The organism is Runella sp. MFBS21, from assembly GCF_029433105.1.
Lineage (GTDB): Bacteria > Bacteroidota > Bacteroidia > Cytophagales > Spirosomataceae > Runella.
Map to the genome: position 1 here is coordinate 387217 of NZ_JARNTW010000001.1, position 24356 is coordinate 411572.

A 24356-nucleotide genomic window follows, 5' to 3' on the forward strand; every position below is an offset into this window, starting at 1 on the left:
CAATGGAAAGATGCTTTGTTTAATTTTTTTATGTAAAGATTAAACAAAATAAAATATTGAAAAGTTATTATGCTGTTCAAAAAACAAAAATTTTCCACCCTCTAAAATTCAAACAACGACTATGAAAACTTTTTGGAGAAAGGCGAAAGCCCAAATGGTAGTAATGATGATGGTAGCGGCAGGTGCTACTTTGGTAGGCTGTAAAGATGAAGAAACTACTCCTACCTCTAACACGGTGACTGATATTGTACTCGCCAACAACGATTTTACTATTTTACGAGCAGCCGTCACACGAGCAGGACTAGCTGATGCTCTCAAAGGCGGCACACTGACAGTATTTGCCCCCAATGATGCCGCATTCACAGCATCAGGTCTAGATTTGAGCACCGTCAATTCATTGGATGTTAATACTTTGAGAACGGTGTTGCAGTATCATGTTTTGGGTACCACAATTACAGCTTCAGCTGTACCTACTGCCAACAACACCGAAGTGCCTACCTTAGCGGGTGCCAATGCGTATGTTACCAAAAATGACGGCGGTGTGTCTATCAATGGCGCGCGAGTAATTACGGCTGATGTAAAAGCAGACAATGGCGTGATACATGTGATAAATCAAGTGATTATGCCTCCTTCAGGAAACCTTCTCCAAGTAGCGCAAGCCAATCCTAACTTTACTTTTTTGGTGGCTGCTCTCAACAAAGTCATTCAAGCCAATCCTTCGGTAGGGGCTACTGTTACATCAGTATTGACGGGCACTACTCCTTTTACGGTATTTGCGCCTACCAATACAGCTTTTCAAGCTACTCCTTTTAACAGCATTGAGGCTATCAATGCTGCAAGTGGTGCTACTCTTACTACCCTTACCAATGTATTGTTGGCACACGTAGTACAAGGACGAGTATTTTCTACCAATTTGACGGCGGGTAATGTCGTAACGGCTGGTAATGCTCCTATTACAGTGACGCTTGGCTCGGGTGTGCAAGTACGTGGTGCGGGTAACGGTACCAACAATGCCAATGTAACAAGTGCCAACATCGTGGCTACTAATGGCGTTATCCATGTTATAGATAGAGTAATTTTGCCTTAATATTAAGTTTGATTTTAAGGTTTCGTTAGGGTGATTTTTAGCAATAAAAATCACCCTTTTTGTTTGTCTTCAAAACTGACAAAAAACAGTTTTAAGGATGTTTTTGGTCATCAAATTTGACAAAAAAGGGACGCATTTTGGGGTATCAAAATTAAACCTCAAACAAAAATGAAAAAAAGAGAACCTATTTCGCACATCATGACCAAAAACGTGTACACTGTCAATGTAAGTGATGATTTGCACGAAGCGATTGAAATTGTAAAGAAAAACCACATCCGTCATTTGCCCGTATTGGAAGGCAAAGAAGTGGTGGGGATAATTAGTAGAACAGATATTAATCGATTGACATTCAGCTCGTTGTTTGATAACCAAGAAGGTGCTGATGAGGCTATCTTAGAGATGCTAAGTATTCCACAAGTAATGACCCCAAAACCGCGTACGGTAGATGCGTTTTTGAGCATTAGAGAGGTAGCGGAGATTCTGGCTACAGAAGAATATCACGCTTTGCCTGTCATCGAAAATGGAGAATTGGCGGGGATTGTCACTACTACTGATGTCATCAAATATATGCTTGAACAGTACTAAGGTTCAAAACAATTTCTTCCCAAGCCTAGTTTGTAGTCATACAAATTAGGCTTTTTTATGAATCAACCTTTGACGATATTTTGGTTTCGGCGTGATTTACGTTTGCACGACAATGCAGCACTGTATCGAGCCCTTACGGCGGGTAATTCCGTTTTACCTCTTTTTATTTTTGACAAAGAAATCCTTAATCAATTAGAAGATAAAAAAGACCGGCGTGTCGAGTTTATTCATCAAGCGTTGAGTGAACTTCAAGAGCAATTAACCCAACTAGGAAGCTCGATTGTGGTAAAATACGGTACGCCTTCGGAAGTATGGCAACAGCTCATAGAAGAGTACAATATTGGGGAAGTTTATACCAATCATGACTACGAGCCTTATGCTAGAAATCGCGACAAGGCTATTGGCGCTTTTCTGAATGGGCACGGTATTGCTTTTTATACCCACAAAGACCAGTGTATTTTTGAGAAAAACGAGGTACTGAGCGGCGCAGGAACTCCTTATACAGTGTTTACGCCTTATAGCCGAAAATGGAAAGAAACCCTCAATGATTTTTACTTGAAGTCGTACCCTACCGAAAAATATTTTGATGCTTTCTACAAAATCTCTCCTTCCGCAATCCCCTCTTTGGAAAGTATGGGTTTTGAAAAAGTAGGACTGTCATTTCCTAATAAAAGTGTCAGAGATGAATTGATAAAAAATTATAAAGAACAACGTGATATTCCTTCTATTGCGGGTACCTCCCGTTTGAGTGTACACCTACGTTTCGGTACTATTTCGATTCGGGAATTGGCTCGCAAAGCTCAAAAACTCAACGAAACCTTTTTGAATGAGTTGATTTGGCGGGACTTTTACATGCAGATTTTGTGGCATTTTCCGCACGTGGGCGAAGGCAAAGCCTTTCGGGCGGACTATGATAAAATAGAATGGAGGCAGGATGAAGCTCAGTTTAAGAAATGGTGTGAAGGTCGCACGGGTTACCCGATTGTGGATGCCGGAATGCGCGAACTCAATGCTACGGGCTTTATGCACAATCGCGTCAGGATGATAGTGGCTAGTTTTTTGACCAAACATTTGCTCATTGACTGGCGTTGGGGGGAGGCGTATTTTGCCCAAAAACTATTGGATTTTGACTTGTCGGCCAACAATGGTGGTTGGCAATGGGCCTCTGGTTCAGGAACGGATGCCGCGCCTTATTTTCGGATTTTTAACCCTACCGCACAGACCCAAAAGTTTGATCCTCAATTGGCTTATATTAAAAAATGGGTACCCGAACTTAACACGTTCGACTACCCCAAGCCGATTGTAGACCATGCTTTTGCGAGAGAGCGGTGTCTGAAAGTGTATCAGAAGGCATTGAAGGGTTAAATCCTTATTTAAGAAATAAACGCCTGAGAATGAGCTTGATTCAGTTTAGTGATTTTTTTCTCAAAGCAGAGAAGAGGCTTCAGATGGGGCATTATTTTGTTTAAACCAACTAATATTTATAGAAATGACATGAGTTTCACGTCTTATTGGAGGCCGAGTATGATTTACAGTCAAAAGAGATGTTCTATTAGCGGGTTTACAAAAAAAGCCACCTCAGCAAAGGTGGCTTTTTGATGTCATTTTTAACCTAACCTAATCTTTCAAATTCAAAGCGGCTTTTACTTCGGCGTAGTTTTTCCAGTCAATGGCGGCTAAGCGGCCTTTGGTAGAACCATATACTACAATGACGCGATATTGATGAAGGTCTTTGGCAATGTCGTTATAAAAACTAAATGACTTACCCGCTAATTCCGGCAGTGCAATTTGTTGACCCTGACTGTTATAGCCCATTTTAGAAAAATTGCCATAAATAGCCAGGTAATTTACCCCAATTTGGGTATTTGCATTGGCTTGGACGTAATTATAATCATACCAATTGTTTGTTGCACGACCGGAAATTTTATAATAAGAGGCAAAATTATTAGGTGCTATACGTTCTACTAATTCATATTCTTTGGTATCAGTATTGAATTCCTGTATTTTTCCCTTAAAATAGACATACACCAGTCCCTTGTCAATGGCTTCTTTGGTAAGTATCGCCATGGATTTATCTTTCGCTTCAAAATAGAAAGTATTGGGGCTATCTCCACCGGTTATCCAAGTGGGTGTAATCCATTCAGAATAAACTACGTTGGCGTTGCCTATCGGCCCCTGCGGTCCTGTGGCACCTGTCTGACCTATGGCACCTGTCTGGCCTATGGGTCCTGCCACGCCTACGGCTCCGTCTTTACCCGCTGTGCCTTGTGGCCCCTGTGGGCCTGTTTCTCCCTGTGGCCCTTCGCAGGCCAAAAAACAAATCGCCATTAACAGGCTGCTGATTGTTAGTAATTGATTGATTTTCATTTTTTTAGTATAAAGTTTGTTACTGATTTAACATTGCAAAATTGGTTCGGAATCCGTTTCTGCGTCCCCCCCAATTTGGGCGGCATTGACGATTTTTTTAGGCTTATCACTCGTTAATTCAAACACAGGATTTGATTTGATAAAATGAGTGTTGCCAAAACAGCCTGTTCTTTGATGATAATTTTTGTGATCATTGGCTCTTTTTCGTCCGAGAGATTGATGTAGTACTTACCATTAGACAGTTCATTGAGATTCAGATCAAAAAGGTACTGGGTAGTTTGTTTGGTCAATTGTTCGAAATAAATCAAGTGCTGATTTTCATCATGGACATACCGAAAGAATTTCTTTCCGCGCAACCCGAACTTTGAAGGTGCTCAGAACGGGATAAATCGAAGCGGAGAAGGAAGGCAAAAAGGGGTGTTTTCATGGTTGTTTTGTTTAAAAGGTGATTACTAAAGTTGGGTAAGTATGTAACTCATGCTGCCCGTTGAGGTGTATGGTTTGCATTGATCAAATTTCGGTATATTTTGGGGGCGACGTTGCCCCCAATTTGGGTAGTATTTCAAGGTTCAGAAACAAAAAAAGCCACTCCCAAAGGAGCGGCTAAAAAGACGGACTAGTTTTGATTGTAAACGTAAATTTTTTAAGGCTTCAAGTCTAAAGTACGACTTTTTTTGATAACCTCTAATGGGGGTAAATCAGTATTCTTGAGTTTTACGATTGCATACAGTTCTTCTTCTCCCCATTCAGTATCTAAGCCCGCTGCACTAACTTTTATCTTAATACTTCTGTCTATACTAGCGGCGTTTGATTGAAAACTCGACGCTCCCACAAATCCAGTAATAACATCATCTGAAATAGGATCATCTTCTCTAATACTAATACTGTCTCTCATATTGAATCTTTGATTTACCTCGTAGGGTGTAAAGCGAGCTTGATACTTTACTGCTATTTCCCATACATTTGGATTCTGTACGCTTTTTTTGGCGCTTAAAACAATGTTTCTGATTTCCATTTTCTCTTAAATTTAATGTTGATTGACTACTCATTTTAAGGCTTTTCGTCTTTCGCCTATTTAGTTTGAACACAACAAAATTCTTATAAATACTCCTCTTTCACTCCCCCCAATTTGGGTAGTATTTCAAGGTCAGAAATAAAAAAAGCCACTCCCAAAGGAGCGGCAGGTGGTGATATTGTATCTTATAACAGTCTCTAAAAGCCTGTAAGACTAATCATTACTATTTTCCACTGACCGTTAATTTTCTCCAAAATGCGTAAGGAACGTTGTTTTTGCGCCACCGACCCATCCGCTTTACGGTCTTCTTGCGTGAATGTGGCCCAGGCCATATTGCCCATTACGTGCGATTCATAATCACTCACTACCGAGCTAAGACCAGTCGGTTTGTGGGTTTTGCCAAACTCCTCGTAACCCTTTTGGAGGGCTTGGCCTTTCAAATAGGGCGTATTGGCCATTTTTCTGAGTTTTTCGTCTTGTCGTTCTATGTAGGGAGTTGTGGCCCAGTTGCTACCCCACACCGCCAAGTTGGCCTCGTGGTACGCTTTGGTCTCGGTATCAATTACTTGTCGGACGGCAGCCTCTTCGCCCGTTTGGTAGTCAATCTTAGTGTGGTGCAAATCGGTTATTACCCAGTTGTTGTTTTTCCACTCAAAAATGTATGTAAAAGTATCTTTCCAGGTCATCACCACGCCATTGGGCAAGTTAAGGCTTTGGTTTCGGATACCCGTTGCTATCCCCAATGTTCCCAATTGTCGAACGTTGAGGTCTGTGATTTGGGTTTGATGTTTGCCTGCATTAAGCCGAGCGGCCATTTGGGTAGTTTGGCTTTTGTTGCGCACTACACCATCTTCTCCGCCCACAAAACGTAAGTTATCGGCCATGGTTTGTACTTCGGCAACGGGGTCATTGTTAAAGTTTTGCGCCCCTTTTTCAAAAGCGGCTTTGAGGTCGGTTTGGGCGTAGGTGCTTCCTGCTAAGGAAAAAAGCAAAGCGATGATAAATGGTCTTTTTTTCATGTTTGTGTAGGGATTGAGGTTTAAAATTGGTTTGGATAAACTCCAAAGCAGGGTTTACTTGCCAGCATTGATTGTAAAAATGCGGCACTGAATCAGAACAAAATTGGGGGATTGGTAATCAATCTAGCCCTCCAATTTTGTTGGTGTTGTAGAAAATCGTGAAATTATGAAACAGCCTCTCCGGTTCTTTTTTTGCATTATAAACGCAAACCAAAATCATCATTTATCGTTGCGTGATTAAATACCCGGCATATTTGGCTTGATAGAAGGCATACGCAAAGATGAATTGGGCCAGTACGCTTACTGCATTTCTTGATATGAGAAATTTAGAATAGAGTATATAATCAGTAAGATAGAGTTTGTTTCCCGTAGTGCTGAAAAATAGACTTAATAGATTTACCAAAAGAATGCCGACACTTATCCAAAAGTAGGGAATTTTAGATAATGGGATATGAGAGGGCATTTTGGCCAAAAAGAAAAGATAAATCATCGGCATACCAATCAAAAATAGGCTCAATATCAATGGATTAAATGTGCCATGTACCCTAATTCCTTCGATAAACAGATAATTGATTAAAGCAATCAATGCCAACCCTAGTGAAATTATCCATACGATGTTGTAAGCTTTTTTTTGATAAGTTGATAACAGTGAATTGTAAAACCACCCTACCAGTAAAAAAGTAGGTAATTGAGACGTGATTTGTAGAAAATTAGTATCACCAATCTGCCATTTGTTTAGATACGGCACCCAAAAATCTTGGTAGCGAGTTACGACTTCAATAAATAATAACTCAAAACCGGCGGATACAACCAGCGCCAAACGTGACCAGAAAAAAATACGTAACGGCGGCGTAAGTAAACGCCAACGGACTATCGCTACCACCAGAGGAATAATCATGACAGCGGTAGTAATTTGCCCTAACACTACAATCAAATGAGTGTAAAACTTTTCATCGTTAGGCATAGCATCGGTTGTTAATTTGCCGGGATTTTAACGCCCGTAGTAGGGTTGCCGCCTCCGCCCGAAGGATGAGGATAGTCTGAATCTTGCGTTATTGTAGTATCTACTACAATATTTTGATTGTTGTACCTGTAAAAAGTGAACAGCATATAAATCTTCGTGTTAGCATCTGTACAAAGAGTGGCTCTCAGCCCAAGAATAGCGTCTTTTTCCTGCCCTTTGTGCCGATTGTATAACTCATCAAGTATTACTTTACTCACTTGATATTTGATTTCACTTCCAAAGGGAATACTTGATACACTTCGGTTTTTTTTGAGGCTCTTTAAAGTATGTATAAAGGGCTTGTTAATAATAGAATGAGAAAACATAACGGGGACCGTCGGTTGGGGAACCACAAAATTGTGGCTAAAAGTGGTAAGGAGAGGAGAGGAAATGTTACGGACGGTAATCTCAAGTTTTGATTTGAAAGGAGCGAGACCCGCCCAAAGACTGTCTAAATCAATACTGAAATATTTTGAATTGGTATTCCCCCAAAAAGCATCAATTTCTATTAATTCTTTTCGTCTCAGTACAGTTGACTTATAAACAATTGCTGACATATAAGTAAGTTGATTAAAGGTTATTAGAATGAGTTAAGTTAGGGTCGTTGCCTATCAATATGGCGACGGCTTTAAAAATGGTGAAGGGAAGTGTGCAATTACTCCCCAACCTCCATCTTACGCATCACTAACCCCGACCACATGGCCAAAACGACTCCTACGAAGACAATGCCCCACGCTTGGTTGTTTTCAATACCGTTGAGGATAGCGTGAATGTGAACAATGGGTAAAATAATGTCGCCTACGAAGATCAGCAACAAAATACCCTTCAAAGCACGGGAAGGAGCGGCGGGCCTGATGTACCAAAGGCAAACCGTGAGGGCAAAAAGCAGGGAGCCATACCCCCGCATCAGCACCCAAGTGGCATTGTTGGCCGTTTCGGGATGGGTGAGGTACATATCAGCTACTATTTTTGGGGCGAGCATCATCGGGAGGGCAAATAATACCGCCGTGATGGCATTGAAGGTGAATAGATTTTTAGTGTTCATGATTATGGAGGTTTATGGTAAGAGTGATTCTTTTGTTGCACTCACACCATCCTCCCCTCAATGGCCTTGGCTACAGCCTCAGGCGCGGAGTTGACGTGGAGTTTTTCGTAAATATGCTTGACGTGCCAATGCACCGTATGAAAACTCAGACTACAGGCATCGGCGATCATCTTGTAACTCATACCTTTGACCATGCAACCCAAAACCTCCCGCTCACGGTCAGTGAGGGAGATGTAGGTGGGCTGGGTTTTGACAAATTGACTTTGGAATATCCGCAATACCTTGGCCGCAATGGACGGGGTCATCCACGCACCGCCGTCGTGAACATCTATGATGGCCTGTAATATCACTTCTGGGTCGGGGTTTTTGAGCACGTAGCCGTTGGCACCCGCGCAGATGGCCGCAAAGACGCGGTGATCATCGTCAAACACCGTTTGTATCAGCACTTTGGTGTCGGGCAACACGGCTTTGATTTCCTGCAAGGCTTCAATGCCAGAGATGCCTGGCATTTGAATGTCCATCAGGACCACGTCGGGTTTGTAGCGTTTGATTTTGCCCACGCAGCCTTCGGCGTCGCCAAACGAAGCGCACATAAACACCTCATCAGAGCCGGCCAGATACAGCGACAGACTTTGGCGAAAGCTTTTGTTGTCTTCAAAAAGTACGACGCGGATCATGGGCTTGATAGTCAGGAACAAAACGACAATGGCTAAAGTCAAGCTGGACTTTTTGGCATGTCTTTTTGTCGGTTGTTAAATGTAAAATTTTATGATTAATAATTCGTTACAAAAATCCCGAAACTTATCAAACGGTCATCCCCCCAATTTGGGTAGTTCTCTCTTCGGCGTCATTCAGGGGTTAAACAGAAATAACGATTATCTTCAGTTGAGTACCTTCACCTTCGTTTGAGATGAGTGTTACTTCCATAAAGCTCTCGGCAGCGCGTTTTTTGTAGTTTTTGAGGCCGTTGCCTTCGTAGCGCTGGGTAGTATCAAAGCCTTTACCATTGTCGGTAATATTCATCAGCACTTCCTGTCCGTTCATTTTGAAGGTTACGCTCACTTTGCTTGCTTCGGCGTGTTTGAGAATGTTGTTAAGGGCTTCTTTAAAAATGAGGTAGAGGTTTTGCCGTTGTTCCATGCTTAGTTGGAGTCGGTGGGTCTCGGAGGAAGAAAGTTGATTGTTGAATGTCAGCGAAATATCCTGTGGTGTGAGCAATTGAAACGCCAACGAGCGCATTTTCTCCAATAACTGTTCGACCGAATCATTGTTAGGGTTAAGCGTCCAGACCGTATCGCGAATGGTTTGGATAGTTTCTTCGGAGTCGGTTTTGATCTGCTGCAAAATCGAAAGCATTTCGGGTGCCTGTCGTCCGTATTTTTTTTCTACCAAACGCGTCGAAATGGCAATACTGCTTAGGGTGGCACCTACTTCGTCGTGGAGGTCGGCAGCGATGCGGTTGCGGAGACTTTGCAGTTTGAGTTTTTGGCGAAAATTATAGAGCAGAAAAAAGTAAATCGCGGCACCCGCCAACAGCAATCCATACACGGCGACGGCTGGCCAAAACCAACCTTCTTCGGTGATGCTTTCTTCTATTTCAAGCGAGATATAAGCGGGCTTTGACCATTGGCCGTTTTGCTGCGCCTGTACCCAAAAACGATACTCGCCGCCTTCGAGATTGGTATAATGCGCAATGGGGTAATGTAATATAACGGTGTCGGCGTCCAAACCTTCGGTGTAGTAGCGGTAGGTACAATGGCAGGGTTTCCATTCAATGTGCAAATCATTTTCCAGCGCGGCCAATTTTACCACGGAACCCGCAGAAACAACTTTTGCTTTTCCGTTGGCTTGAACAGATAAGATAGAGGGCGTTGGTTGCGCCGTTGCGCTTATGAAAACAAAAAGAATCAATCCCCACGTGCCTGCCCCAATCGCCGTTTTGTTCATAATGATAAAAATAATTCGTAGGGTAATGCCTTTGCAAATTAAGGTTTTTGGGTAACTTTCCTCTATTGTTGCCTTTTTTTATCTATGGAAAAGTTATTAAAAGAACTTCAGCGAGCCGATTTAGAGCGGCAAACACGACGGTATTTTCTTCAAACCTTGGGCACAGGACTTGGTTCATTGGGGCTAGGTTCCCTTTTGGGGAGCTGTGGGTATTTAGGTAAAGATGAGGCGGCATCGTCTACGCCTGTCCAATCGCTCGATGCGATGAGTGTGAAAATCCCACAATTTGCACCCAAAGCCAAACAGGTGATTTATATCCATATGGCGGGGGCACCCTCGCAGTTGGAGCTTTTTGATTACAAACCCGAACTCGAAAAATACCACGGCAAAGATTGTCCAGCGGAATTTTTGGAAGGGAAAAAATTTGCTTTTATCAAAGGAGTGCCCAAGATGCTTGGCCCTAAAGGGCAGTTTGCACAGCATGGACAATCGGGTGCATGGATTTCCAATTATTTGCCTTATCTACAGACCGTTGCCGATGACGTGTCTTTTGTAAAAGCCATGTATACCGACCAGTTCAACCACGCGCCCGCTCAGTTGTTGATGCATACGGGAAGTGCACGTTTGGGGCGACCTAGCATTGGGGCTTGGACGGTCTATGGATTGGGTTCGGAAAACAAAAACCTGCCCGGATTTATCGTACTAGCCTCTGGAGGAAAGCAGCCCGACGCTGGCAAGTCGGTATGGGGAAGTGGATTTTTGCCCACAGTCTATCAAGGAGTACAATGCCGTACTGGTGGCGACCCTGTTTTGTACGTTTCTGACCCGCAAGGGATGAATCGGGATATACGAAAACAAACAATCGAGGCTATCAATACCATCAATCAACAAGCCTACGACGAAGTAAAAGACCCTGAAATATTGACCCGCATTAGCCAATATGAAATGGCTTTTCGAATGCAAATGTCGGTACCTGAGGTGATGGATGTGAGCAAAGAACCGCAGTATATTTTGGATATGTACGGGGTAAAACCTGGCGAAGGGTCATTTGCGATGAACTGCCTCCTGGCGCGTAAACTCGTCGAAAATGGTGTTCGTTTTGTACAGTTGTTTGATTGGGGCTGGGATACGCACGGCACAAGCGAAGACGGATCGGTAGAAATCGGCCTCATGAACAAATGTAAAGCATCTGACCAAGGCGTAGCGGCTTTGTTGAGAGACCTCAAAATGAGAGGATTGCTCGACGAAACGCTCGTGGTATGGGGAGGTGAGTTTGGCCGGACACCCATGCAAGAAAACCGCGACGGTCAAGTACTTCCGTATTCGGGACGTGACCATCATTTGGATGCTTTTACGGTTTGGATGGCAGGCGGTGGCGTCAAGAAAGGTTTTTCACTTGGCGAAACCGACCCACTGGGCTACTATGGTGTCAAAGACCGCACACATGTGCATGATTTACAGGCTACTATCTTGCATTTGATGGGTTTCAATCACGAAAAATTTACCTATCCTTTTCAAGGTCGCAACTTCCGCTTGACTGATGTAGCAGGGAAAGTTATCAAGCCGATTTTGGCATGATACTACTCAAGATTAAACTTCACGGCTTTGAGTACTTTGAGATAGCCTTCGGTGTGTTTTTTGATATTAGAAGGATATTCGGTGTCGGTATCAAACGCATCTAGCAATATTTTATGTCCTTTGAGGGCGTCTTGTTCATCAAAAAAAGTTTTTGTCCATTCAGTAGGAAGGTCTTGGGCAGAGGCCACGCCAATGCCTCCGCTATAAAATAGAAAAGGACTTTGTAAGATAGGTGTCTCGAAATAAGGCTGCTCTTTCTTGTCGGTAAGTTCAAAATAATCAATAATAAAGGTCACCATTCCCAATACTCTCTTTTTGAGTTGTTGGGGAGTTTCGGCTTGTTTGGGTTTGATACGCCATTGGTTGTGAGAAGGATGCAGAAGATCGGTTGAGTCAACTTCGTATAGTGGTACAGCAGCCAAAAATAGATCGATTCCTTCCGCTTGATTTTTGGAATCAATGAGCCTAAACTTGGCTTGCTTTTCTTCTCTTTTAAGCTCTTTGAGCGAAAGCCCTTGGGTAAAAATGGGACCACTTAGCAAATAATACCCGTTTTTTTTGGAATACTCCCAGCGATTCACGGAATATCCAATATCTTTTTGCCATACCACCAAAGTTTGATCGGGATAAAAACGCAAAAATCCGTCTTTGAGGGAAGTAATGAGATTTAAGTCATTAGAAACTACATTGTCGATAGTTTCGTCGAGGTCATATTTGCTTACTTTCCAAGAAGCTACCATAGGGTCTTGGTCAGGATTATCGCTTCCAGAGCCACAGGAAGAAAGTAAAATGGCAACGTTAATTATCAAAAACAGTGAACGCATAAAGAGGGAGGTTTAGATGCCGTATTTATCCAATAAATAAATTAGAACAGCCATAGAGGCGGTTCCTAAATCAAGTTCTCTTTTGCTAACATTTTCAAAATTGTCATTGGCGGCGTGATGATAATCAAAATAACGTTGCGTATCAGGCTTATAACCAAGCAGTACGGTGCCCTGTTGTGCCAAAGGCCCGATGTCTGCACCGCCGCCTCCAGGGCCTATCTCGTGAAGGCCATAAGGGGCAAGCAGTGGCCTCCAACCGATGATTTTGGCTTTTTGGTCAGCTTTTCCTACGATACCAAAACCTCTGGGAGTAAAACCACCATTGTCTGACTCAATCGCCGCAATGTGTTTTTCATTGTTTTGTTTGGCCAAATCAGCGTATTTGATGCCCCCTCGAAGCCCATTTTCTTCATTCATAAACATCACCGCCCGGATTGTTCTTTTGGGTTGATAACCAAGAACTTTCAGTAATCTCACTGCTTCAATAGACTGAACGCAGCCTGCACCGTCGTCGTGGGCTCCTTCGGCGATGTCCCACGAATCTAAGTGCCCGCCCACCACGATGATTTCGTCAGGTTTTTCGCGGCCTTTGATTTCGCCGACTACATTATGAGAATCGGCATCGGGTAGCGTTTCGCAGTTTTGACGAAAATAAAACGTAAGATTTGGATGTTCTTTTAGTTTTTGGCTGAGTAGGTTGGCGGCATTGGTGCTGATGGCGGCGGTCGGAATCAACGGCACTCCTGTACCATAGCGCATACTTCCAGAGTGAGGTACGTCGTCTTGGCGCGTGGTAACGGAGCGCACAATGGCCCCCACAGCGCCTAAATTGGCGGCTTCGGTAGCTCCGTTGGCACGCTGATCCACAGCTCCACCGTAGGCTTCAAAGGTATTGATTTTGGTAGGATCCATGGGACGATTGAAAAACACAATCTTACCCTTCACTTTTTCTTTTCCTAACTCCCGCAATTGTTGAAAACTTTTTACTTCTATCACTTCTGCTTCAAGCCCTTTAGGCGCTGTTGCTACTGACCCGCCTAAAGCTGCAATCGGCACCTTTGTTTTTTCTTTTCCGACTTTGAAATAAGCTTCTTCTTTGGCGCCGCGCACCCAGTGAGGTACTTTTACATCTTGCAAAAACACCCGGTCAAATTTTTCTTTTTCCATGAGTTCTTTGGTATAAACCACGGCTTTTTGCGCCCCTATGGAGCCACTAAGACGCGGGCCAATTTGTTTGCACAGATATCGAAGCCATTCGTAAGCTTGCCCGTTGGAGAGCACTTCATCATAAATCTTACGAATCATGAGCGAATCTTCGGAGGTTTGGGCAAAAGTAGTAGTACTAACAAGGAGCAGAAAGAAAATAAACTTTTTCAAGCGTTTCAGCAGTTTGAGGATGGTAGAAAGTGTCAAACACAAAAATAGGATTTTGTTTGAAAAAAGAAGACAATAGAAGCTGTAAAAGAGTAGCTCGTATAATTAAAATCTCTTCTGTTACAAAGTAGAAAATTGCCTTGCAGGGGAGAGTAAAACGCTGCCATTTATCCAAATCACCCCCTTTGGGTGAACGGCCTCATACTCACTGCGTTGTAGTTTTGGGAATCAGTTTCACCAACTCCTACAGCCAGCCATGTCTAAAATTGTATTCCTTCTTGTCATTGTTTGTGTCGGAAATGCGGCCCTCCAAGCCCAAACGGTTTCGGGGCAAATTGTAGATGAAATCGGTAAAAATATCGAATTTACCAACGTAACTCTCCACCGTACTGCCGATTCTGCCTTGGTCAAGGCCGCGCTGAGTGACGAGCAAGGCCGTTTTTTGTTTGAGAAAATCGCCCAAGGGCGTTTTTTTGTACAGGTCTCGCAGATTGGGTATGAAAGATTGGCTACGCCTTCATTTGTGATTAGCAATGAAACCCCCTCCGTCAATCTTCGGACTATTGCACTTGTGCCCGCTGCCCAAAATCTCAATGAGGTCACGGTACGTAGTACGAAGCCCTTTATCGAGCGCCAATTAGACAAAACCATCGTCAACGTCGAAAATAGCATTGTAGGTGCCGGTAGTAATGCTTTGGAGGTACTGGAGCGGTCGCCTGGTGTGGTAGTGGATCAAAACGACAATATCAGCTTGAAAGGTAAACAAGGCGTAGTGGTGATGATAAACGGAAAACCCTCGGTGATAGCGGCGCAAGATTTGGCTAATTACCTACGCGGCTTGCCAGCCAATACGCTCGAAAAAATTGAAATAATTACTAATCCCTCCGCCAAATACGATGCCGCCGGCAATGCAGGGATTTTGAATTTGGTCATGAAAAAAGACCAACGCTATGGCACAAACGGAAGTGTCAACCTTAGCTATGGACAAGGGGTATATGCCAAAACCGCCGCAGGAATAACCCTCAACCACCGTAACAAAAACCTAAACCTTTTTGGAAGCTACAATTTTTCGTACCGTAAAGCTTTTAGTCATTTGGTGTTGGATAGGAAGTTTTACAAAGACGGAGTTTTGGAAGGGGTTTTTGAACAAGATAATTATATTACGATACCCTTCAAAAATCATAATACCCGATTGGGGGCGGATTATACGCTTTCTAAAAAAACAGTGATAGGGGTGGTTTTTAGTGGCCTTTCTAATGGCTTTAAACCCAATGGAGATACTCGTACAGAAGTACTTAACCAAGATTCTCAAGTCATAAGGTATGATTTAAACAGCAACCGTTCGAAGGAAAATTGGTTTAACTATGCGGCCAATGCTAACCTTAAGCATACTTTTGATTCTACGGGGCGAGAACTTAACGTAGATTTGGACTATGCCTATTATGGTAATAAAACGGATCAGCGTTTTACCACTGATTTTGTAGATGTCAAAGGAAATAAGATTTTACCCACGTATGTATTGATAGGTGATATTTTGGGCAAACTTGACATCAAATCTATCAAGGTTGATTATGTACACCCGCTCAAAAACAAAGCCAAGCTAGAAACGGGTTTAAAAAGCAGTTTTGTGAGGGCCGACAACGATCTCAAATATTACGATGCTAGCAACGAACAGCCCGTTTTTGATGCCTCGCAAAGCAATCATTTTATTTATGATGAAAACATCAACGCGGCCTATCTCAACTTTGCCAAAGAATACAAAAAAATCAATTTTCAATTGGGATTACGAGTAGAGCAAACTCATATCAAAGGCAATCAGTTGGCTACCAATGCCGTATTTGATAGTAGCTATACACGTTTATTTCCGAGTGCTTTTGTCAATTATAAGTTTTCCAAAAAGCACGAATGGGGTTTTTCGGTGAGTCGTCGTTTGGATAGACCTAGTTATCGCCAATTGAATCCCTTTCGATTTTTTATTAACAATACTACTTATAGTGAGGGTAATCCGTATCTCCAGCCTCAATTTACGTATTCGTTTGAAGTATCACATACTTATAAGCAGCAGATTACTACCACATTGTCTTACAGTCGTACTACCAACAATATCACGCAGGTGATTATGCCCGTAGAAGGACAAGACAAAATCACGGTTCAGACCAATCGGAATTTAGCAGAATTTGAGTTTTGGGGAGTTAATATTTCTGCTCCTATTCAAGTTACAAAATGGTGGAATAGCGTCAACAACCTAAATACCTATTATGGAGTTTATCGAGGCAATGTAGCCAATACACCTCTACAAAACGGTAATTTCAATTATAATATCAACAGCAACAACAGTTTTGTATTGGGCAAAAAAGGATATACTGCCGAAATGACGGTGGTATATCGTGCCCGCGAAATTTATGGGTTTATGGATGTAATGCCTACGGGACAACTGTCAGTGGGGGTTCAGAAATCTTTTTGGCAACGTCAAGGCTCCCTTAAACTCAACGTGACCGATATTTTTTATACCAACAATAGCCGTGCTACGGTGACTTTCCGCGATTACATAGAAAAATTTGAAGCAAATCGTGAAACAAGAGTTGCTACTTTGGCTTTTTCGTATCGGTTTGGAAATACCAAAGTGGCCGCAAGCCGCCGTCGTTCGAGCGGGGTGGAAGAAGAAAAACAACGTGCCGGTAATGGATAATTTGACCTTGGCAGCGCTCGCAGCGTAGCCGAGCTTAGTAAAACAGTGCATGAAAAACCGACCAACTTAATGTATCTTCGTATAAAATCAATAAAACAAAATACGATGAAAAAGTGGTTGGTAATACTTTGGTTTGCATTGCTTTCAACAAAGGCCGCAGCTCAGTCGCTAGGCTCTTTGATGGTGGTCAACAAAGGTGGGAATACTATGTCGATTCTTGACCTTGATTTGAATACAGAACTAACGCGGATTCCGACGGGTGAAGGCTCCCACGAAGTGGCCGTATCACCAGATGGTAAAATTGCTGTGGTTTGTAACTACGGAAATCAAACCCCAAACAATAGCCTCACTATTATTGATATTGCCCAAAAATCTAGTATTAAAAAAATTGACTTGGGCATTTATCAGCGTCCGCATGGCATAGAGTTTATCAATCCTGACGAGGTGATTGTGACCAGTGAAGTAGCTCAAGCGTTGATTAAAGTCAATATCAAAACCGACGCCGTAACTGAAGTGGTCAAGACCAATCAAGAAGGAAGTCATATTGTGGCATACTGTAAAGCAGATGGCAAAGCCTACGTGGCCAATCGCCGCTCTGGGTCGGTGTCGGTAGTGGATATAAAAGGTAATAAGTTGCTCAAAACCATTGTACTAAAACCTGGTACCGAGGGGCTAGATATTTCGCCTAACGGAAAAGAATTGTGGGTCGCCAATCAAATTGACAGCACGGTTACGATTATCAATGCGCGAACCTTCAAAGAAGAAGCGTTGCTGTCTGCGCATGAAAACGCAATTCGAGTCAAATTTTTACCAAATGGAAAATATAGTTTGATTTCCAATGCCAAAACAGGTAATGTGAGCGTTTATGACGTAGCCGCTCGTCGGCTGATAAAAGACATCGATTTGTTCAATTTAGATAAAGGTGTTGACGGAGTAGGCAAAGCAAAAGATCTTAAAAATCCGCCTATACCTGTTGGGATTACCACCCATCCCAATGGGAAATTCGTATATATTGCTGCGGTTAATTATGGAACCATTGCTGTAATAAATACCGCCAATTGGGAGGTCGTGGCTACCATTAGAGCAGGTGCTTCTCCCGATGGGTTGTATCACTCTCCTTTGAAAATAAATTAATTTAGACTATAAGGGGAGATAAAATGGTAGAATTGAAAAATAAAGAGACCTATGAAAAAGATTGGATGTGTTGTATTGATGCTGCTATCGGTCATTGCTTATGCTCAACTCCCCGAGCGTAAGACCGTTATGGGGATGAGAGGAAAAGATACAGCAGACGGGATTTTGGTAGATACGGTTCTGGCAAATGGAACTTTGGCGACGGTTGGGATCCAAAAAGGGGATTTGATTGTGTCTTTAAACAATCAGCCAGTCACTACCATGCTCGAATTTAATGCCATTGCTGCTAATATCCGGGCTGGGGAATCTGTTTCGGTAATGTTTTCGCGGGGGCGCAAAAGAAATGCGGCTACTACTACGGCGGTAGCGAGGGCTTTGGAGCAGTCAGACATTGCAGAGGTAAAATACGATTGGGTAAAATTTAGAAATGGCTATTTGCGGGCCATTACTCGTATTCCCAAAGGCAAGACGATTGTACCCGCTATTTTGCTCATACCGGGCTATGGCTGCGGTTCTATCGAAAATTATGGCTCTAGCTACAATGGCCGATTGATGGACGAATGGCTCAAAAATGGCTACGCGGTAGTGACCATCGAAAAATCAGGAGTAGGCGATAGTTATGGATGCGCTCCTTGTACTGAGGTTGATTTAGTGACGGATATTGAGAGTTTTGATGCGGGGTACCGTTATATGGAGCAGCTCCCTTTTGTGGACAAAACCCAGCTTTTCATTTGGGGGCATAGTATGGGAGGCACCATTGCGCCTGAAGTAGCCAAGCGGCATCAGCCCAAAGGTGTGATAGTGTTTGGCTGTGTATTTCGGCCTTGGAGCGAATTCTTGCTGGAAATGCACCGCGTTCAAAAACCTTTGCTCGACGGTCTGAATTACCAGCAAACCGAGACTTTTGTCCGAACCATCCAGAAAGTTTATTATGAATTTTTTGTTCTGAAAAAATCTCCCGCTGAGCTTTATCAAAATCCTGAATATAAGGCAGTAGTAGAGAGTGAACTAGGCTATAAAGAAAACTGGAACAACAATATGTGGGGGCGTCATTGGCGATTTTGGCAGCAACTTGATTCTCTCAATCTCGCCCAAAGCTGGCAAAAAGTCAATTGTCCAGTGTTGGTACTTCACGGCGGTACCGACTATGAACAATGCTCATTGGTGGAGCCATACATGATTCAGCAAACTGTCAATGAGGCGCATCCCAATTATGCCACTTGGGTTACCATCCCTGACCTCGACCACTTTATGATGAAGAGCAAAGACTGGCCCGAAGCCGTCAGAAATTTCAGAGAACAGCAGTACTTGAAAGGCAACTTCCATCCGCAAATTGCCGATGAAACCATCAAATGGCTAAAGAAGTATCTTCAATAGTGTTAGTTTAGAAAGTCTTGTATATGTGTAAAAGTTGATTTCCTAAGTTTAGGTCTGTTAACATACTTTAACACCTGATTTTCTGGTATTTGTAAAAATAGGGTGCATTTTTGTGAAGCAATAGTAGTACTGTTCAAAGTCTCCTATTAACAGCCCTTTATAAGTTTAAAAAATATGGTAGCCGTTTTTAGAAAATCTTCAAAACCTCGTAAAACATCTAACTATAGGCAAAAATAAATAAGTAGTTGATGCAACGTTAGGAGATATTTTATCATCTTATAGCTAACTACCCAGCCTGAAAAGATGAAACGACCAGTTGTATTGAGAGATTTAGGAAGATGGAGACACACTACCCAACGGCTTCTGTCGCAGATTCCTAACAATGCTTTTATTACGTTTTTGGGGCGTATTATCTTTCGCCAAACAGCCCGCCAACGTTACGGAGTAGACTTGCTTAATAGGCTTTTTAGGCTGATGAATCAGGAAAAGCCCTATCTCAATACCTCCGTTTCAATTGATTATCTTGCTTCTCAATTAGGGGTTTCTGCCTGTCAATTGGCACAGGTGATTAATGAAAATCTCGAACAAAGCTTTATGGATTTGATAGCGACCTATCGTATTCAAGAAGCCAAACGCTTGCTCGTAAGTCCCGAATACCGCAATCTAAAAATGAGTGAGCTCGCACGTAAAGTAGGTTACGATTCTAAAATGGATTTTTTTGAAGCATTTAAAAAAATCACCGAACAAACGCCTACCGAATACAAGAAGAAAACCAATTTGGTTTGTATGTAGACAAATCCTAAACCATTTTCTTTGCTTCGCAAAATAATAACTTGTTAAAGTACAAATAATCCCAAAATAGTTGGCGAATCAAAAGTAGTTTCTAAATTTGGCGAACTTAACATTCGGCAATTTATGAATTGGCTTTTTGCATTTTTGTACCGCTTGTTTGGATGGACTATCATTGGAACTCCCCCCAGACATCTGAAAAAAGCAATATGGACGGTCTGTCCTCATTGGAACAGCGGTGATTTTTTTATTGGGATAGGTGCCCGCGCAACCATCAAAGTAAAAATGGGATTCCTAGCCAAAAGTACCCTCTTTAAATGGTATTCAGGTTGGTTTTTTAGAGCATTAGGCGGCTATCCTGTATATCGCGAAAAGTCTAATAATTTGGTAGAAGCAGTAGCGGAGACTTTTCACCAAAATGATACTATTCATATTGCTATCGCTCCTGAAGGCACTCGCAGCAATACTTCAAGGCTCAAAACGGGCTTTTACTACATGGCTCTCAAAGCCAAAGTACCCCTTGTACTTGTGGGGTTTGATTATGGCCGCAAAGCGGTTGTTTTTGGGGGAACTGTGACTGTGACAGGAGATTATGCAAAAGACATGAAACCATTTTATGATTTTTATCTAACCATTCAAAGTCCTAAAAAAGAATGGCTTCAAAACTACGAGCAAACAGGCGTAGTAGCTTTGCCAAAAAACTGACTCAAAGTGTTTTTAGAAAATCAATGATACGATTGCTTGCCAATCCATCTCCATAAGGGTTGGTAGCTTCTGACATCTGACGATATACCTCAGGATGCTCCCAAAGTTGACTCACAGCGTCCACGATTGTTTGTTTGTGCGCGCCTACTAATTTTACTGTACCTGCCTGAATGGCTTCGGGCCGCTCGGTTGTATCGCGCATTACGAGGACGGGTTTTCCTAAACTAGGGGCTTCTTCTTGTACTCCGCCCGAATCAGTCAGAATCACCCAGCTTTTTTTCATAGCATATACAAAATCGGCATAATCCATCGGAGCTGGTAAATGAATATTCGGCAAATGACCTAGCCGCTCGTAAACAGGCGTTTGAACATTGGGGTTGAGATGTACAGGATAAACGATTTGGAGGGTAGGATAGCGGAGGGCAAGGGCAGATAAAGCATCACAAATCTGAATAAAACCATCTCCAAAATTTTCGCGCCGATGCCCGGTTACTAGCAAGATTTTTTTGTCAGTATCAAAAATAGCTTGGATTTTTTGGGGAATTTGAGGAGAAAAATGCCTTACTCGATTGCTTACGTACAGCAAAGCGTCAATGACCGTATTGCCTGTTTTGACGATAGCCGTCGGTACAATTTTTTCTTCTATCAATGCCTGAACATTACGCGTAGTAGGGGCAAAAAAATAATTGGACAAACGGTCGGTAATGAGTCGATTGGCTTCTTCTGGGAAAGGCGAACGTAAATTGCCCGTGCGCAATCCCGCTTCTATGTGCCCTATTTTGATACCTGCATAAAAAGCCGCCAACGACGTAGCCATGCAGGTAGTAGTATCGCCATGAACCAGCACTAAGTCGGGACGGTAACTTTGAAATAGCTCTCTCAATCCTGTTAGGATTCGGCAAGTAATGTCTGTTAAATCTTGTCCTGACTGCATGATATTAAGGTCAAAATCGGGTGTGATTTCAAACAAAGACAATACTTGGTCGAGCATTTGGCGGTGTTGGCCAGTCACACACAGTTTATGCTCAAAGTGAGGGTTTTGTTGCAATTTTTGCACCAAAATAGCCATTTTAATGGCCTCTGGCCGCGTCCCAAAAACAGTCAATAACTTCATTGGAGAAAAGAAGTTTTAAAGCTGATGAATATAATCAGGCTTCCAACCTACCACTATGATTTTACCTTCTTTTTCAATAATGGGGCGTTTGATAAGGGAAGTATTTTCTTGCATTAAAGTAATGATATCTTCTGGGTTTTGAAGCGAGTTTTTTGGGTCGTCGGTGAGTTTTTTCCAAGTAGTGCCCGCACGATTGATAAGTATTTCTTGGGGCTGTTGGGTGAGCCACTCTGCTAGTTTTTGGCGAGAGATACCTTCTTTTTTATAATCGTGAAAAGTATAATTGATGTGGTTTTCTTTGAGCGCGGTGAGCGTTTTTTTGATAGTATCACAATTGGGGATTCCGTAGATAGTTACCATTTTTTGTACAAAGCAAGTTGAATTTGTGTGCAAAGTAGAAAACTTTTTTGAGTGCGGGAAGTTAAAAACGTATGAAACTCCATCTACGTACATCTGTGTTACAATCTTACCAACAAGTATGGGAAGGTTTTGACGAAGCCCTTTTCCGACAATTAAGCCCTCCTTTTCCACCTGTACGAGTGGTGCGTTTTGAGGGATGTACAGAGGGAGACATCGTAGAACTTGAACTCAATTTTTTGTTTTTTCGTCAGCGTTGGACTAGCCTTATTGTGGAGCAACAAGCAAGCACTGATGAAATCTATTTTGTAGATGAGGGTATAAAACTACCCTTCTTTTTGAGGTATTGGCACCACCGCCATCGTATTATTCAGAAAACGACTTCTACGACTATCATCGCCGACGAAATCGAATATCGTACGCCTAGCTTGCTTACCGATTATTTGTTTTATCCTCTATTATGGGCGCAATTTGCCTATCGCAAGCCGATTTATCGCCGTTATTTTAGGCCAAAATCGTGAGGCTATTTGTCTAGTTCTCTTAAAAGTTTATTGGCAAAAATGAACTCATTGAGCTCTGCTACTTTCGATTTGGTGATGGTTTGATTATCACCTTCCCAAAGTTTATGTCCTTTGTAAAGGAAAATGATTTTTTCTCCAATTTCGAGCACCGAGTTCATGTCATGCGTAATCACTACCGTCGTAATATTATATTCGTCAGTGATTTCTTTAATGAGCTCGTCGATTTTGATAGAAGTAAGAGGGTCAAGGCCAGAGTTGGGTTCATCACAAAACAAATACTTGGGATTCATCACGATAGCTCGTGCAATGCCCACCCGTTTTTTCATCCCACCACTGATTTCGGAAGGCATTCGATTGGCAGCTTGTTCGAGTCCTACGCGTGCCAAACAAAACATGACTCGGTCATTTTTTTCGCTTTCACTCATATCGGTGAGCATTTCGAGCGGAAAGCGCACGTTTTGAGCTACGGTTTTGGAGTCAAACAAAGCCCCTCCTTGAAACAACACTCCCATTTCGCGGCGAATCTGCTTACGCACTTCTTCTTCACTGTTCCAAAAATCACGGTCATTGTATAGCACCTGCCCTTTGTCGGGTTTGACGAGCCCAATAAGACATTTTAGTAATACACTTTTGCCCGTACCACTACCGCCGATAATCAAGCTAGTATCACCGGGCTTAAAAGCGCTAGAGACATTCTCTAGCACCATGCGCCCATCAAAGGATTTGCATATGTCGATAAATTGAATCATCAGGCTTACATATCAGATTCGGGATTCCAGGAAGTATCTCCTCTGGCACCAGCTTCTTCTTCTTCTTTGGCTTCTAGTTCGGCTTCTTCCTTTTTGTTTCGTTCTACCCAAGCTGATACCCAAATACTTACCTCATAAAGTAAAGTAAGAGGCATAGCCACCAACACCTGACTGAGTACATCAGGAGAAGGAGTAATCACCGCTGCCAAAATCAAAATGACAACAAAGGCATGACGACGATACTCGCGCATGAAGCGTGGATTGAGGAAGCCAATTCGGGATAAAACAAACGCTACTACGGGCAATTGAAATGTAAGTCCACAAGCCAATGTGAGAATCGAGATCAAACCAATATAAGACGTAATATCAAATTGATTTTTGATGCTGGGGTCAAGTTGGAAATTAGCTAAAAAGTTGATAGCGAGAGGTGCTACAATATAATAACCAAACAGTACACCAGATAGAAATAAGAATGTTACATAAAAAACGGCCCCTCGGGCAGCTTTACGTTCGGACGCTTTGAGGCCGGGTTTGATAAAACGCCATACTTCCCAAAATGAATACGGAAAAGCAAACAACAAACCAAGGATTACCGAAGAAAGCAAGGCCATGGTAAACTGGCCAGCCATTTCACGACTTTGCAGCTCAAAATCTAATTTTTGAATACAAAGTCCTTCTGCCCCCGTAAAATCGGCTAATTTACACAGCATTCGGTAAGTCCAGAAATCACCCTTGGAAGGAGCTAAAATGATTTTATTGTAAATTTCTTCAATGTAAACAAAAGCAACAATGGTGAAAATAAGAATAGCGCCCACAGCTCTAATAACGTGCCAACGAAGTTCTTCGAGGTGCTCTATGAAGGTCATTTCATCACCGTTGGCTGATTCTTTTTCAAATTCTTGGTCGAGTGGCATTGGTTGTAAGTAAAATTTTTATTGAATGATATATAGAGTCAGACTCTAATTGTATAGGGTGGTGTAAGTACTTAAATAGACAAAGCTACTATGAACTTACGGCTTGGTTAGGTTCTATCTACTAATCTACAAAGGTACACGCTTAGACGTGTTTGTATTACAA

General features: G+C 42.5%; 24 protein-coding genes. 10 read left to right on the forward strand and 14 right to left on the reverse strand.

Annotated features, from left to right (window positions below):
* Positions 1-121 precede the first annotated feature (121 nt).
* The 3 genes from P1X15_RS01540 to P1X15_RS01550 all read left to right on the forward strand — a co-directional run bounded on the left by P1X15_RS01540 (position 122) and on the right by P1X15_RS01550 (position 3037).
* The gene (locus tag P1X15_RS01540; protein ID WP_277336376.1) at positions 122-1087 is read left to right on the forward strand and encodes a fasciclin domain-containing protein; all 966 of its coding nucleotides are present in this window, start codon (positions 122-124) and stop codon (positions 1085-1087) included.
* 168 nt (positions 1088-1255) lie between these two features.
* Entirely contained in the window at positions 1256-1672 is a 417-nt protein-coding gene (locus tag P1X15_RS01545; protein WP_277336377.1) for a CBS domain-containing protein, read from the forward strand.
* 57 nt (positions 1673-1729) lie between these two features.
* Positions 1730-3037, forward strand: a complete 1308-nt coding sequence (locus tag P1X15_RS01550) for a deoxyribodipyrimidine photo-lyase (RefSeq protein ID WP_277336378.1) — start codon at positions 1730-1732, stop codon at positions 3035-3037.
* A 252-nt stretch (positions 3038-3289) separates the two neighbouring features.
* On the opposite strand, the gene P1X15_RS01555 is transcribed toward P1X15_RS01550, so the two are convergent.
* The 8 genes from P1X15_RS01555 to P1X15_RS01590 form a co-directional block, all read right to left on the reverse strand.
* Entirely contained in the window at positions 3290-4039 is a 750-nt protein-coding gene (locus tag P1X15_RS01555; protein WP_277336379.1) for a hypothetical protein, read from the reverse strand.
* A gap of 643 nt (positions 4040-4682) precedes the next feature.
* The gene (locus tag P1X15_RS01560) at positions 4683-5054 is read right to left on the reverse strand and encodes a hypothetical protein (RefSeq protein ID WP_277336380.1); all 372 of its coding nucleotides are present in this window, start codon (positions 5052-5054) and stop codon (positions 4683-4685) included.
* Positions 5055-5251: 197 nt separating this feature from the next.
* Positions 5252-6073: a nuclear transport factor 2 family protein gene (locus P1X15_RS01565; protein WP_277336381.1), complete on the reverse strand. Its 822-nt coding sequence runs from the start codon at positions 6071-6073 to the stop codon at positions 5252-5254.
* 223 nt (positions 6074-6296) lie between these two features.
* Positions 6297-7037 (reverse strand): hypothetical protein, encoded by a 741-nt coding sequence (locus P1X15_RS01570; protein WP_277336382.1) that lies wholly within the window; start codon positions 7035-7037, stop codon positions 6297-6299.
* Between the two features lie 11 nt (positions 7038-7048).
* Positions 7049-7633, reverse strand: a complete 585-nt coding sequence (locus P1X15_RS01575; protein WP_277336383.1) for a hypothetical protein — start codon at positions 7631-7633, stop codon at positions 7049-7051.
* Between the two features lie 98 nt (positions 7634-7731).
* Positions 7732-8121 (reverse strand): hypothetical protein, encoded by a 390-nt coding sequence (locus tag P1X15_RS01580; RefSeq protein ID WP_277336384.1) that lies wholly within the window; start codon positions 8119-8121, stop codon positions 7732-7734.
* Between the two features lie 41 nt (positions 8122-8162).
* Complete coding sequence (locus tag P1X15_RS01585) at positions 8163-8840, reverse strand: response regulator transcription factor (protein ID WP_277336385.1); 678 nt, start codon at positions 8838-8840, stop codon at positions 8163-8165.
* A gap of 139 nt (positions 8841-8979) precedes the next feature.
* Complete coding sequence (locus P1X15_RS01590) at positions 8980-10068, reverse strand: histidine kinase (protein WP_277336386.1); 1089 nt, start codon at positions 10066-10068, stop codon at positions 8980-8982.
* Positions 10069-10152: 84 nt separating this feature from the next.
* Here P1X15_RS01590 and P1X15_RS01595 point away from each other — a divergent pair, with 84 nt between their 5' ends.
* Positions 10153-11646 carry a DUF1501 domain-containing protein gene (locus P1X15_RS01595; RefSeq protein ID WP_277336387.1) on the forward strand — a complete coding sequence of 498 codons (1494 nt, stop codon included), beginning with the start codon at positions 10153-10155 and terminating at the stop codon, positions 11644-11646.
* 2 nt (positions 11647-11648) lie between these two features.
* Here the strand turns inward: P1X15_RS01595 and P1X15_RS01600 are convergent, their stop codons facing one another.
* Together P1X15_RS01600 and P1X15_RS01605 are read right to left on the reverse strand one after the other, a co-directional pair.
* Positions 11649-12470, reverse strand: coding sequence for a hypothetical protein (locus tag P1X15_RS01600; RefSeq protein ID WP_277336388.1), 822 nt, complete (start codon positions 12468-12470; stop codon positions 11649-11651).
* Between the two features lie 12 nt (positions 12471-12482).
* Entirely contained in the window at positions 12483-13847 is a 1365-nt protein-coding gene (locus P1X15_RS01605; RefSeq protein WP_277336389.1) for a M28 family peptidase, read from the reverse strand.
* Positions 13848-14100: 253 nt separating this feature from the next.
* On the opposite strand from P1X15_RS01605, the gene P1X15_RS01610 reads away from it, so the two are divergent.
* The 5 genes from P1X15_RS01610 to P1X15_RS01630 all read left to right on the forward strand — a co-directional run bounded on the left by P1X15_RS01610 (position 14101) and on the right by P1X15_RS01630 (position 20538).
* Positions 14101-16533 carry an outer membrane beta-barrel family protein gene (locus P1X15_RS01610; protein WP_277336390.1) on the forward strand — a complete coding sequence of 811 codons (2433 nt, stop codon included), beginning with the start codon at positions 14101-14103 and terminating at the stop codon, positions 16531-16533.
* 105 nt (positions 16534-16638) lie between these two features.
* Positions 16639-17667: a YncE family protein gene (locus tag P1X15_RS01615; RefSeq protein WP_277336391.1), complete on the forward strand. Its 1029-nt coding sequence runs from the start codon at positions 16639-16641 to the stop codon at positions 17665-17667.
* 51 nt (positions 17668-17718) lie between these two features.
* Positions 17719-19044, forward strand: a complete 1326-nt coding sequence (locus P1X15_RS01620) for an alpha/beta fold hydrolase (protein WP_277336392.1) — start codon at positions 17719-17721, stop codon at positions 19042-19044.
* Positions 19045-19347: 303 nt separating this feature from the next.
* Positions 19348-19836, forward strand: a complete 489-nt coding sequence (locus tag P1X15_RS01625; RefSeq protein ID WP_277336393.1) for an AraC family transcriptional regulator — start codon at positions 19348-19350, stop codon at positions 19834-19836.
* A 123-nt stretch (positions 19837-19959) separates the two neighbouring features.
* Positions 19960-20538: a 1-acyl-sn-glycerol-3-phosphate acyltransferase gene (locus P1X15_RS01630; protein ID WP_277336394.1), complete on the forward strand. Its 579-nt coding sequence runs from the start codon at positions 19960-19962 to the stop codon at positions 20536-20538.
* A gap of 1 nt (position 20539) precedes the next feature.
* Here the strand turns inward: P1X15_RS01630 and wecB are convergent, their stop codons facing one another.
* Both wecB and P1X15_RS01640 read right to left on the reverse strand, forming a co-directional pair.
* Complete coding sequence (gene wecB / locus P1X15_RS01635) at positions 20540-21652, reverse strand: non-hydrolyzing UDP-N-acetylglucosamine 2-epimerase (protein WP_277336395.1); 1113 nt, start codon at positions 21650-21652, stop codon at positions 20540-20542.
* A 15-nt stretch (positions 21653-21667) separates the two neighbouring features.
* Entirely contained in the window at positions 21668-22012 is a 345-nt protein-coding gene (locus P1X15_RS01640; RefSeq protein WP_277336396.1) for a Spx/MgsR family RNA polymerase-binding regulatory protein, read from the reverse strand.
* Positions 22013-22083: 71 nt separating this feature from the next.
* On the opposite strand from P1X15_RS01640, the gene P1X15_RS01645 reads away from it, so the two are divergent.
* Positions 22084-22530, forward strand: coding sequence for a hypothetical protein (locus P1X15_RS01645; protein WP_277336397.1), 447 nt, complete (start codon positions 22084-22086; stop codon positions 22528-22530).
* A gap of 2 nt (positions 22531-22532) precedes the next feature.
* On the opposite strand, the gene P1X15_RS01650 is transcribed toward P1X15_RS01645, so the two are convergent.
* Together P1X15_RS01650 and tatC are read right to left on the reverse strand one after the other, a co-directional pair.
* Positions 22533-23279 (reverse strand): ABC transporter ATP-binding protein, encoded by a 747-nt coding sequence (locus P1X15_RS01650; protein ID WP_277336398.1) that lies wholly within the window; start codon positions 23277-23279, stop codon positions 22533-22535.
* A 5-nt stretch (positions 23280-23284) separates the two neighbouring features.
* Positions 23285-24193, reverse strand: coding sequence for a twin-arginine translocase subunit TatC (tatC, locus tag P1X15_RS01655; protein WP_277336399.1), 909 nt, complete (start codon positions 24191-24193; stop codon positions 23285-23287).
* Positions 24194-24356: the final 163 nt, after the last annotated feature.